General features: G+C 59.9%; 13 protein-coding genes. 10 read left to right on the top strand and 3 right to left on the bottom strand.

What is annotated here, in order from left to right; translation table 11 throughout:
- Positions 1–157: 157 nt before the first annotated feature.
- The 5 genes from FG91_RS15905 (at position 158) to FG91_RS15885 (ending at position 2,357) form a co-directional block, all read left to right on the top strand.
- Positions 158–418 (top strand): hypothetical protein, encoded by a 261-nt coding sequence (locus FG91_RS15905; RefSeq protein ID WP_037516788.1) that lies wholly within the window; start codon positions 158–160, stop codon positions 416–418.
- A 197-nt stretch (positions 419–615) separates the two neighbouring features.
- Complete coding sequence (locus tag FG91_RS15900) at positions 616–882, top strand: type II toxin-antitoxin system Phd/YefM family antitoxin (RefSeq protein ID WP_037516785.1); 267 nt, start codon at positions 616–618, stop codon at positions 880–882.
- Positions 809–1,276: a type II toxin-antitoxin system PemK/MazF family toxin gene (locus FG91_RS21850; protein WP_152568143.1), complete on the top strand. Its 468-nt coding sequence runs from the start codon at positions 809–811 to the stop codon at positions 1,274–1,276. Before FG91_RS15900 ends, FG91_RS21850 begins: the two co-directional genes overlap by 74 nt.
- Positions 1,277–1,714: 438 nt before the next feature.
- Positions 1,715–2,074, top strand: coding sequence for a single-stranded DNA-binding protein (locus FG91_RS15890; RefSeq protein WP_037516780.1), 360 nt, complete (start codon positions 1,715–1,717; stop codon positions 2,072–2,074).
- Positions 2,075–2,126: 52 nt separating this feature from the next.
- Entirely contained in the window at positions 2,127–2,357 is a 231-nt protein-coding gene (locus FG91_RS15885) for a hypothetical protein (RefSeq protein ID WP_037516777.1), read from the top strand.
- 208 nt (positions 2,358–2,565) lie between these two features.
- On the opposite strand, the gene FG91_RS15880 is transcribed toward FG91_RS15885, so the two are convergent.
- The gene (locus tag FG91_RS15880) at positions 2,566–2,826 is read right to left on the bottom strand and encodes a hypothetical protein (protein ID WP_037516775.1); all 261 of its coding nucleotides are present in this window, start codon (positions 2,824–2,826) and stop codon (positions 2,566–2,568) included.
- A gap of 832 nt (positions 2,827–3,658) precedes the next feature.
- Between FG91_RS15880 and FG91_RS21845 the strand changes: the two genes are divergently transcribed.
- The 5 genes from FG91_RS21845 (at position 3,659) to FG91_RS15855 (ending at position 11,577) form a co-directional block, all read left to right on the top strand.
- Complete coding sequence (locus FG91_RS21845) at positions 3,659–3,943, top strand: hypothetical protein (protein WP_152568142.1); 285 nt, start codon at positions 3,659–3,661, stop codon at positions 3,941–3,943.
- Complete coding sequence (locus FG91_RS15870; RefSeq protein WP_037516770.1) at positions 3,933–6,323, top strand: type IV secretion system DNA-binding domain-containing protein; 2,391 nt, start codon at positions 3,933–3,935, stop codon at positions 6,321–6,323. Before FG91_RS21845 ends, FG91_RS15870 begins: the two co-directional genes overlap by 11 nt.
- Positions 6,324–6,328: 5 nt before the next feature.
- Entirely contained in the window at positions 6,329–9,562 is a 3,234-nt protein-coding gene (gene mobF / locus FG91_RS15865; RefSeq protein ID WP_037516768.1) for a MobF family relaxase, read from the top strand.
- A 144-nt stretch (positions 9,563–9,706) separates the two neighbouring features.
- Positions 9,707–10,297, top strand: coding sequence for a hypothetical protein (locus FG91_RS15860; RefSeq protein WP_235212065.1), 591 nt, complete (start codon positions 9,707–9,709; stop codon positions 10,295–10,297).
- A 281-nt stretch (positions 10,298–10,578) separates the two neighbouring features.
- A complete protein-coding gene (locus FG91_RS15855) occupies positions 10,579–11,577 on the top strand; it encodes a GSU2403 family nucleotidyltransferase fold protein (protein ID WP_037516763.1) in 999 nt (332 codons plus the stop codon).
- 22 nt (positions 11,578–11,599) lie between these two features.
- On the opposite strand, the gene FG91_RS15850 is transcribed toward FG91_RS15855, so the two are convergent.
- Together FG91_RS15850 and FG91_RS22405 are read right to left on the bottom strand one after the other, a co-directional pair.
- Positions 11,600–11,797: a hypothetical protein gene (locus tag FG91_RS15850; RefSeq protein WP_037516761.1), complete on the bottom strand. Its 198-nt coding sequence runs from the start codon at positions 11,795–11,797 to the stop codon at positions 11,600–11,602.
- Between the two features lie 40 nt (positions 11,798–11,837).
- Positions 11,838–12,108 (bottom strand): hypothetical protein (locus FG91_RS22405; protein ID WP_235212064.1); only part of this gene is annotated, 271 nt, incomplete at its 5' end.

Raw genomic sequence — 12,108 nt, 5'->3', positions numbered from 1 at the left:
TTTGGAAAGATTAAGAATGCTAGAGGTTTAGCTACTCGATACGACAAGCGCGCCGACAACTTCCTCGCTGCTGTAAAACTGTTCGCAGCCCGACTCTGGATCAACGCTTACGAGTCTACGGCCTAGGATCCTTAAAATTCAGGAGGGGATACCGCCCATGCGGAAGCCGCAATCTCCCGTCGAGCGCTCACCGAACGACGTTGAGTGCATCGCGCTCGTGAAGCCCGGGTCAGCGCTCGCACGCCAATGGAACCTCGAAAAGCCGACCTTCGGCATTTACGAATACAGCAAGGCATTTGATAAGGACGAGCTCCGGTTCGGTGATGGAAGCTGGCAGCGGCTCATTCCTGCGCAATTTCCTGACGTTATCTTGCTCACGGACGATGGAACCGAGCTGGTCGAACGCCTGTTCGACTAGCGGGTGCCAGCAGTGGATTCCGGGCGTAGAGGGCTTGGCCCTCATGCCGGAATCCAGCTCGCGCGGGCAGGGGGTTGCAAATCCGCATTCCGTAGATTACGTAAAGTGCGGATTCTCAGTAATGGAATTGACGGGTAGTAGCACAATCTGGCGGAGAAGGCCGGATGCACTGACCAGGTAACGGTGATGAGGGAATCATGGAACTGCCAATCGAGAAGGTCACTTCCAGTGATGTATCGAAGCGCTTCGGCTTCTATTACGACGAAGCCATGACGCACCCCATCGGGATCGAGCGCAATGGCGCCACCCGCGTCGTCATGTTGCCCGCGTCAGAATATGAACGCCTCGCGCGCCTCGACCATATCGCTGTTACGCCCGAGGAACTGAGTGATGAAGCCATCCGCAGCCTCCGGACCGCCCAAGCGCGGCCCGAAGCAATTGCCCTCAACGAGCTCATGGGCTGAGCCGCAACCGACCGACGTCATCAGCTATGTCTATCTCTGGCGCGCCGAGAAGGAACGCGGGCTGGAGGATGGTCGAAAGACAAGGCCGTGCCTTGTCCTGAGCACCTATAAAGCCCGGGGCCAGCTCCGCGTGATCACGGCGCCGATATCGACCCGGAATTACGATCCCGCATTCACCATTCCGATCCCGCCCCGGGTTGCCGCCCATCTCGGGCTGGACGATCGTTCCCGAATTGTGTGGAACCACCTCAACGAATTTGCGTGGGTTGGGCCCGACGTCCGAGGGACGCCGGACGGCAGCCCCTTTCTCGGGATCATGCCGGAAGCATTGTGGCGCCGGGTCATCGGCAATGTGATCAAGCGCCGGATCGATCCCACCCACCGTTCGGAATAGCCGACCGAAAGCTCCCGACCCTGCCCGGTGCAGCTGATGGCGTAGGCCGGGGAGGGGAAGGACACCACGACGCCGATCGCGGCTCCAGGATCGACGATTGCCGAGGCCAATAGGTTCCTGAAGCGTCCCGCTGAACATCTGCCGATACGGGTGCCGGCGACGGAACGCGCGACCTTCATACATCGACCTCGAGCGCGAGGCGTCCAATGCGAAAGCCGAGTTACTGCTCATCTCCTTGGGCGGCCTCGTTGCTGTCTGACGCACGTAGGCAGCTCGCCCGCCTATTGCGGGACGGGCCTGTCAGCCCTCAAGCAGAAAACCGGCGCGTGCCGCGCCTACGGTTTCCACTTCGTGGACCCTCCGTTTTTCAGCTTGCCCGCGGCGAGCGGCCGCCTCCTCGAAGTGCGTCAGCAACGACACCACCCAAGGAGATACATCATGCAGAACATCGCTGAATTTCGCATCATCGGTCGCGTCGGCAAAGTCGATGCCAAAGAGAAAGTCACCCACATCGACATCGCCAGCAACTACCCCCGCAAGGACGGCGACAGCTGGAAGGACGACACCCACTGGAACCGCGTCACCTTCTTCGGCATGCTGAACGAACGGGCCACGAAGATCGGCAAGGGCGACCTGGTTCACATCACCGGACGCGTTCGCCAGAACAGCTATGAAGCCGACGGCACCCGCCACTACACGGTCGACCTCATCGCCGATCGGATGGCCACCATCATCAAGAACGGCGGCGCACCCGCAGATCGCGACGATGACGACCAGGACGACAACGTTCCCTTCTAACAATCCCGGGGGCGGTCTCGGCCGCCCCTCAAGTCTTCTCAGGAGACGCATCATGGAACACGCAATCAACGCACGGATCGCTCATCTCGAAAGCGCCGCACGTTCCATCAGCCGGCAGATCGGTCGCACTGAATTTTTCGCGGACATGATCGACTGGCACGCCATGACGATCGAGGAATGCCGATTGATGTCGATGCAAGAGGATCATCTTGCCGAGACATTGGCAGAGACCGAAATGGAACTCGATTTCCGATACGAGCAGCTTTGTTTGACGGCGCATTGAGCGCCAATGGAACCGCCGCTCGACCGTCGGCGGTTCCCCTACTCGCTGCCGGTCCGTACCCTGCTCGCTTGCCGCCGAGCTAGGTCGGCGGACAGCGCATCGCAGGCAAATGCTCGCGACTCATGCGGCAAGAGCAAGATGCCAAACCGCAGACCGATCGCCTCGCTTGTCGCTTGCTTCGCTCGCGACCTGCGCATCGTCGATCGCTTCAAAGAGCCGCAAGAGCTTCCGCAATCTTGATCGATCCATGCTTCTCGATCGCTTTCGCAATGGACGTCGCAACGCCCCGGTCCATGCGAGCGATCTTCACCTTGGCAAGCGCGCCAAGCAGCACGTCCCGCCCCGCGTCGCGCTCCGCTTCGCGCGCACGGCGTTCGGCTTCCGTTAGCTCCGCAAGCTCCGCTTCCAACGCGGCGCGCTTCGCCGTGATCGCGTCCAGATTGCCCTCGATCTTTTTCGCTCTTGGCATGTCGTCTTTCCTTCTGCTCGGTCCCCGTTGTAGCCTTTGCTATCACGATGGAGATGAAATTCCAGTCCCATATAGGAACCGTCAGCAACTCGACCTTGGCTGGCTCCACGATCTCTCCTTGTACCCGTTAGGGTTCCGGCTTGATCGCAGACGGCGAGAAAAATGAACTGGGTTTGGGCGCGCTACGCCAGCGTTCTGGGAGCGCGAAGCGGGAACCCAAAACGCGAGGCGCCTATTGGCGATTGCTCCCACAGGTGTCGCAATCGATCCTTCATCGGTCAGGCCGGATGATCCTTGGCGGGGCTCCGGTCCGGAACCCGTTCGGCATCGTTTCACCGAACGATCCTCATCGATCGTGCCGACCGTTCCGATCTCACGATGGGCAAGTGCGTGCCGAGGCTAACGCCTCATGCAGATTGCAACTCTCATGCCCGAACAGGGCACGATGTGCCCCGGTGCAGGCAAACTGAAGGGCTACGCCCGAATTCCCTTCGATAAGCAGAATGAGAAATCCGCTTCGGGGATCTCTCATTCTGAGAAGCACACGGTATGCGGCGAGCCGCAATGCGCGAAGCTCAAGATCTGGCGGAAATGCAAGGAAATGGAAGGGTGCATAAGGCACCCGATGGGGTGCAGATGCCACCCTACATCGGGGTGCAATCGGCACCCCCCAAAAGTGGCGAATTCCGGTCGGTTCTAAGACCTGATCGGGGTGCAAAATACACCAGCAATATCAGCGAGGCTCGGCCACCTTGACCCTTATTCCAGTTGCTGATATCCAAATGCCGCCTTTCGCAAGAACCCACCGCCTACCCCTGAGAGGGAGGGTGGTTTGGAATTTCATCGTCGTTCTGTGGCGCTCTCGCCTTCGGCTTGGCTTGCTCTAAACGAGCTCGCCAAATCGGAAGGAATTACCAAGTCAGAGCTTGTCCGCCGCATCGTAAACAGCTTCCTGACGGACCGGGATCGTCCCCAGTTCAATCCGCAACGGATGGCCATCATATGCGAGTATGTGCAGCTCGTTGCCGATGAATGGGTGAGGAAGAACGCGCCTGATCGGCGTAACGAATTTCTTGCAATGGTGGATACACGATTGGACCGCCACCATGGCAGATAAGTCGTCACGCCCCCGCCATCCGCGCCCCTGGTCAAGCCACGGCGAGGCTAATCGCAACTCAGGAAACTTCACGCGCGGCTCGCAGCTCATCGGCCATCAATTCTCGATGTGGTGGCGCGGCGCGCGCGTGCCATTGTTCTTCTGGTTCGGTCTGCTGGCCGCATTCACTTGGCTCAAACTGACACTCATCCTCGACGACTATGAGTTCCAAATGCTCGGCACCAAGGCGCTTGCGGCAACGTGGGACTTCATCGGCCTCGACGAAATGAAGCGCGCCAACGTCACGCTTCGTGATGGAAGCATCTATCCAACCTACATGGGATATGTTCCCTATATCCCGGACGTGCAGGTTGCATGGGCAAAGCTGATGAACGCGTTGTTCGGAAGCCTCTTCTTCGCGACCGTTGGTGCGGGCGCTTTCGCGTGGTGGTTCATTCCCTGGGCGCGCGAGCGGGGGGAATCGATCCTTGCCGATCACCACGAACGCGGCGTCGAGATTGTCGAGTATGATGTTCTCAAGATGATGCTCGATCGCCACAACCTTGATCGAGTTCGGGAACGCGCGAAAGAGGCGTTCCCCGATTTGACGCTCGCGGGGGTCGAGGCGTTGCCGCTCGCGGAGCGGAAGGCCGCGGGCGTCATCCTCCCGTACATGATTGCGACGTTGCCGTTCCCTTATGGCTTCGAGCAGAGCCATGTCATGCTCACCGGCACGACGGGGACGGGCAAGACCACGCTTATTCGCCAACTGGTGGCGCAAGCAGTCGAGCGAGGCGACAGGTGCGTTCTTTTCGACCTTACTGGGCACTATATGGAAGCGTTCTACGATCCCGATCGGGATCATGTTTTGAACCTCAACGACGATCGCTGCGAGTCATGGTCGCTGTTTAATGATTGCGAATCTCGCAGCGAATTCGTGAACGCTGCGACAGCGCTTATACCCGCTGACCATGGATCGGACGGGGGCTTTTGGGAAAAGGCCGCGCGCACCCTGTTTGTCGAAATGTGCGACAATCTGAGGAGGAAGGGGAAGGGTACGAACCGGCACCTTTCGGATGAACTGTTGAAGGCCAGCCTCAAGAAGATCTACGAGAGTTTGAAGGGCACGGTTGCCGACCCGCTCATCTCGCCCGACGCTGCAAAGATGGCGCAATCGATCCGCGCCGTGCTGAACGCGCACGCTGAAAGTATCCGCTTTCTTCCCGACAAAGGAGAGCCATTCTCGATCAAGAATTGGGTAGAGCGCGACGATGGCAAAGCGTCGATCCTGTTCATCACGGCGCGATATGCCGATCTCGATATGTCGAAGTCGCTGCTGACGCTTTGGATGAACATCGCGATCAATACGATCATGACGCTTCCGCATTCGCGTCAACTTCGGACCTGGTACATCTTCGACGAACTGGCGGCGCTCCACAAGTTGCCGGCGCTTGAGCGCGGGCTCCAGACGGCACGTAGTTTCGGCGGCGCGTTCGTTCTCGGGCTCCACAATTTTGCGGGGCTCAGGGTCCCTTATGGCGAGGACGGTGCTCGCAACATTATCAGTCTGACGAACACGAAGATCATGCTTCGCACCACCGATCGGGACACGGCCGAGGAATGCTCACGTCTGATCGGGTTCCGCAAAGTTCGTACGATGGACGAATCCTATAGTTATGGTGCGCACCAAACTCGCGACGCGTCGACGATCTCACCGACGACCAAGGAGGAGGCGCTGGTGATCGCCGATGACATCACCAGTCTTCCCAATCTCAACGCCTATGTTCGGTTTCCCGAGAAGTTTCCCGCGACCCTGGTGTCTTTCCCCTATGTCGGCTTTCCATCGATTGCCGAAGGATTTATCAAGGCTCCGCCGCCGCCAGAGCTGGATCCGATCGCCGACGGCGAAGATGAGGGCGAGGGCGAAGCGGGCGGCGGTCAGGACATCGCGAATGACCGTCCCGAACCGGGGACCACTCCGGAAGCGAAACGCACCGACCGTCCAGAGGTCGCGGACCTGCAGGAGGGGCGTGAGGTCCGGGCGCGTGACGTGCTGGATGTCGGCCGCCCGAGTTCAGATGGTCGGTCGGATCTGTTCGGGCAGCCGGTCAAACTGCCTCCCGCCGGTTCGTTGGCCAAGCGGTCGATCGACGACGTTGCGCCGAATGGTCCGGCCCCACGAAATGCGGGGACGGGCGGCAGCGGGCAACAAAATGCACTCGCCAACAAGGAGCAGCTGCGCGGTCCCAAGGACCCCGTCGAAGAGCGGAGTGGAGAACTGGCGCGCCGCGAATCCCGGATGGACTTCGGGGAGAGTGAGCATCGCCGCGCCGGCGGTGCCGAGCTCGGCGCTGACGGCATGGCGCGCGGCAGCGATGACCTCGACATGGACATGGATTGAGAGCGATGACGGTTTCGATCGGAAAAGTGCATTCGGCAGGAGGTGCCGCGACCTATTTCGCGGCGGACAATTATTATACGGCCGAACAGTCGGAAGCCGTGTCAGCCTGGGCGGGGGAGGGGGCGAAGGATCTCGGACTGTCTGGGACCGTCGATACCACCACGTTCGAACGCATCCTGAGCGGCGAGCTACCCGACGGAAAGCAGATCGGAGATCCTGCGACCCGCGACAGCGGTCGGGACTTCACCTTCTCCATGCCGAAATCGGCGTCGCTCCTTGCGCTGGTTTCGGGCGACAAGCGGATCCTCGCCGCGCATATGGAAACAGTCAAACAGACGATGGCCTGGGCAGAGAAGAACTTCGCCGAAGCTCGCGTTCATGTCGACGGCAAGGATGTCGCTGTCCGCACCGGCAACCTGGTCTACGCGCTATTTCCGCATGACACGAGCCGGGCGACCGACCCGCAGAGCCATATCCATGCCGTCATCGCCAATCTTTCGCGCCTTCCCGAACAATTCCGAAATCCCGATCGCGTCGACGAAAAGACCGGCGAAGTCATCCGCGACGATGGCTGGCGCGCCTGGCACAACGGGACGATGTATAGGGCCAGCGCAACGCTTACCTCGATGGCGAACGCCATCCTGCGGGAAAAGATCGAGGCGCTGGGCTATAAGACCGAGATCACGGGTAAACATGGTGCTTTCGAGCTCCTTGGCCCCAATGGGGAGAAAATCAACAAGGAAGCTCTCGACGGCTTCTCCAAGCGCGGTAGCGACATAAAGGCAAAGGCCGAGGAGCTCGGCGTACATAGTCCAGAAGGCCGACGCGCCATCACGCAGCGCACGCGCGATCCGAAGATGGATGCCGGCGATCGTGCGGAGCTTGCCGAGCGTTGGCGCGCCGAGGCGCGAGACTATCGCTACAATGGCGACCAGATCTACGCCATGGCGCTCGTGAGGTCCCGGGAGCGCAGCTCGCCGATCGAACGCGGAATATTGGCCGTCAGCACCGCCATTCGAGATAGTCGCGACCGCCTTGTCGACTATCTGAAACGGCCCGAGGATCCATTGGTCGATTCCGGCCTCGCCAAACTGACACGCACGCCGGCGACCGCCCGTACCCAATATGCGACTGCGAGCGCCATTCGCATTTTGGGCGAACGCGAAGCGGTCTTCAGCACGGCCGACGTCATAAAGACGGCTGTGGATCTTGGCGAGAAGGGCGTGACGCCCGAGCGCATCGAGCGCCGGATCGCCGAGCTCGTTGAAAAGGGCGAGATCGTCCCCGAGACGTCGCAGCGGCTCGACAAAGCCATCGACATGATCACAACCCGGGAGGCAATCGAGCAAGAGCGCCGCATATTGAAGGCGATGGACACTGGCGCCGGTGAAGCGCGCCCGCTCATGTCGGCCGACGTCGCTCGCGACCGTCTGCAGGAGCTCGCGGTCCCGCGCGAGCTCAACACCGAACAGCTCGCGGCCGCGATCCAGATCGTCTCATCGCCAGATCGCATCGTGCTCGTCCAAGGCCGCGCCGGCGCCGGAAAATCGACCATGCTTCAGCCCGTCGCCAAGGCAGAGGCGATCGATGCCACAGCGCGATTGCTGGGAGCCGAAGATGCCAAATCGATCCTGCTCACCGCCGCTATGCGCGGCGATGCGCAGGCCCTCGCTTTCCAGAACAAGATGGTCGCGGATCTGAGAACAGACACCGGAATGGAATCGCGCACTGTCGACAGCTTCATCTATTCGAACGAGAGATTTCTGAATGGCGTGGCGTCGGCCGAAGCCTTCGCCGCGCGAAAGGCAGAGCTCGCCGGCACCTATCTCATCCTCGACGAAGCATCGATGATCTCGAACGAGCGCATGGACAAGCTTACTGCGATCGCGAATCTGATGGAGGTCGGCCGCCTCGCCATCATCGGCGACCGCAAACAGCTCAACCCGATCGACGCGGGGAAGAGCTTCTCCGTCATGCAGGCGCGTGCGATCCAGGACCAGCTGCCGGTCAGCGAGGTCAACATCAACATGCGCCAGAAAACAGAAGATATGCGTCTCGTTGCCGATCTCGCCGATGCCGGTAACGTGCGCGGCGCGATCGCGATCTTGGGCGATCGCGTCATCGAGAGCAAAACCCGAATCGCCGACGCCGCCGGCGCATGGCTCGCATTGTCGGCAGACGAACGGAACAAAACCACGCTCCTGCCTTCGAGCCGCGATGGTCGCGCGGAAGCAAATCAGATCATACAGGACGGGCTGAAAGCCGAAGGCACGCTGAAAGGGGAAGGGCGCCCGTTCAATGTTCGCGAGACGCTGCAGCTCACCCGCGAGGAGTATCGCTACGCGCGCAACTGGAAGGCAGCGCAGTTCCTCGAGGTCGGAAGCCGCGATAATGGGTTAGGTCTGCCGAAGGGTGATTATCATATCGATCGGGTGTTCGAGAATGGCCGCGTGGAACTTCGGGACATGAGGGGGCGCAAGCACCGTGTCGAACCGGCCACGATCGACCCTAACGGCAAACTCAACCGGCTGAAGCTCAGCAACGAAAAGCGCATCGAGGTTCACGAGGGCGAACGCATCCGCTGGACCGACAGTGACAAGCGTGATGGGCGCGGCATGATCAACGCGACGATCGCCAGCATTGAAAAAGTCGACCGGGACGGCATCGTTGTGAAACTCGCCGACGGCGAGCTGCGCGAGCTGAAGAACGGCGATCCGATGCTCAAGCGAATGGATCTCGCCTATGCGATCAACACGCATATGGCGCAGGGCATCACGAACGAGACCGTATTCTCGGTTATGGGTGCCGGCGAGACGAACCTCTCGAATGCTCGCGCCTTCCTCGTCAATCATACGCGACAGCAAATGGATGTGAGGCTGTTCACCGACGACAAGGCCAAACTGATACGTCAGCTCGAGAGCAACCGCGGCGACAAGACTTCAGCGCTCGAGGCGATCGGCGAGCTCGCGGTCGAACGCATCCTGTCTGGTAAAGACGGGGTACGCGACACGCCGACCGGGGACGAGGCCGGCACGCCGACTCTCGCCGACCTCGAGCGCGAACTCGATCTCGGCAGCAGCCTCGATGTCGGTGCCGGCGCCACGGCGGAGAAACCTGAAACAAAGAGGACGGATATGGGCGGTCCCAGCCCCGCTGAAGGAAACGGTGCCCGAAAGCCCGTGGCTCCAGAGCCGCGCGAAGTGCCTCAACTCGATCGGTCGAAAGGGCTTGAGCTGTAAATGCGCCGATCGCCCTGCCTTGGCCACGCTCAGTAGAATGTCACCAATGACACTTTACCCGCCGGCAAAGTGTCATTGGTGACAAAGTGTTCGATTTCTTGGATTGGGGATTCACTTTTCGTTCTAGATATGCATGATTCTTACATGCTTCAGAACCTTGCGCAGCACGGCGATAATGGGCCGCCAGTGAACATGCCGACCATGATGGAAGCGTTGGCGCAAAACTCCGCCCGCCCGCGCTATGCCTTCATGGTTCTAAACCTCATTGCGAGTATCGCCGGCCCGGATGGAAGGGCGGGGCCGCTAGTTGTCACTGACGGTTCTGCGGCGACCATTCGGGATTGGCTCTGCGACGCATTGGCCCCCATGGGTTCTCGCGATCCACGTCGTCTGGCGCTAGCTGACCGCGTCCAATCTGAACTTTTTATCGATGGGCGCCTCCCCGCCGATGCTGCTGCCGCGAAGACCATCATCGACGATGAGCTACGGCAGCGCATTCGTACGGCGGGAAAGGCGAACGTCAGCCGCGCCGTCTCGGACCTCGTGCGCGCGGGACTGCTGCACCGGCATTATCAGGGCTATCGCGTCGACCACTACAATCGCGGCGCTCGCCGTCAGGCGGTTTACACCCTGTCGCGGGTTGCACGCGAATTGCTGCAAACGGCGACGGTCCGTCATTCGAAGGTCGGAGCGCCCCATCAAGACAGTTTGCCGCTTTTTTCGTACGCTCGCTAGTTGAGGTCGTGGCAATTGCTCCGGGACCAAAAAAATGGGCCTTCGCACTTGCAGCATAAACTAGCGCTTCCCATATGCGGTCCGCCTTTCAGGCATCCTCTCCCAAAACTTTTCAGGGCCGGCGTAAGCTGGCCCTTCCTTTATCTGCGTCCTGCTCGCATTTTGCCTGGGAACGGAGCGCTGTTAACAGATCACAAGCTAGTGATTTAACATAATCTTTGTTATCGGACATTGATTTATCCCACATTTGACGGATTTAGGAAATTGTGGGATAAACCCTCATGGACACCCTTCGCACCTTCAGCGATGAGCAATCCCGGCTTCTCGTAAACCTCCGGCAACGATATGACGCCTGGGTCGTAACCGAACGCGCCCGTGCCGCGCTGCCTTATGATTTGCGCCGCAAGACCGTTGGCGAATATGAGTATCTCTATCAGATCCATGATCGCAGCGGAAACGGCAAGTCGCTCGGTCGCATGGACGCAGCGCGCGAAGCCGAGTTCCAAGTCTATCGCGAGCAAAAGGCCGAGCTGAAAGAGCGCGGCGCACTCCTGAGCACCAGTCTTGCCGAAAGCGCCGCTCTGTACCGGGCTCTGCGACTTCCCCTGCTTTCCAGCGATGCCGGTCCCATTCTTCGGGAATGCGATCGTCGCGATCTTTTTGGCTCGCACCTCCTCGTCGTCGGCACCAACGCGATCGCGGCCTACATGATCGAGGCCAATGGCTTCATTCTCCTGCCGGACGAAACCGAAGACTTCGATCTCGCCTGGGTCGCCGAGCAAGAAGATTCCGAACAAACTGTCTGGCAGATGCTAAAGAGCGTCGACTCGACATTCACGATCAATAGCGAGCGTGATTTCCAGGCCCGGAATGCACGGGCGTATGAGGTCGAGTTGCTTGTGGCTCCGTCTCGTGCCGGGACACTGAGCGACCGCGACCAACCGCGACCGATTCCTTTGGAAGAGCAGGAGTGGCTGCTGCTTGGTCGACCAGTCGATCAAGTCGTCGGCTGCCGCGATGGGTCCCCTGCCCGGATCGTAGCGCCGGACCCTCGATGGTTTGCGCTCCACAAACTCTGGATGTCGGAGCAGGCCAAGCGCAACCCTCTCAAGCGCCCGAAGGACCGCAAGCAGGGGCTGGCGCTGCTCGACGCCGTCGTCGAGGCCATGCCACATTATCCGCTCGATGGGGCATTTGAAGCGACGATCCCGCCCGATTTGCAGGCTATTTTCGAGAATTGGCAGAAGAACACAACCGCTGGACACAAGTCCAATTGGTGACGCGTCCTCTCATCACGTGAGGTTATGTGGCCTCGTTGGCTTCGTCGATCAGCGCCTGCACCTTCCCGATCGGGGTTTCGTCAATTGGCCGGATCGTCTCGCCGCAACCTTGGCATTCGACCGTTCGCCGCAAGCGTAACGTCTTGTAGGTCAGGTTCAGCGCGAAACCGCATACCGGACAGTTCGCCTGCGCCCTGATGTCGTCCAGTTCGTTCGCCATAGGTCGTAATACCACACGGATGGTGCCCCGGCTAATCGGATTACATCTTTAGCGACAGAAGCTGTTCACCAATTGCTGCTAGTGTGCGCCCATGAAGGAACTTGCCGATCACGAGAGAGCCTTTTGGGACGATGGCGAATGGGTCAGTTGGGACGAGATTAATCAGCAGATCGAATACAAGGAAGTAACCGTGTCCTGAAGGCCGCCTTGCGGGAAGCTGCTGCGGGGTGCTGATAGCCGCTCTTTGCGAGGAGCGGTGATGAGCGAGGATATCGGAGCGGCGGGAGCGAGTGTTCTCGTGAGTGGTCATA

Origin of the sequence: Sphingopyxis sp. LC81, assembly GCF_000756375.1 — a bacterium.
In the GTDB taxonomy this organism is placed as follows: Bacteria; Pseudomonadota; Alphaproteobacteria; order Sphingomonadales; family Sphingomonadaceae; genus Sphingopyxis.
This window is presented reverse-complemented; position numbering and strand designations above follow the sequence as displayed.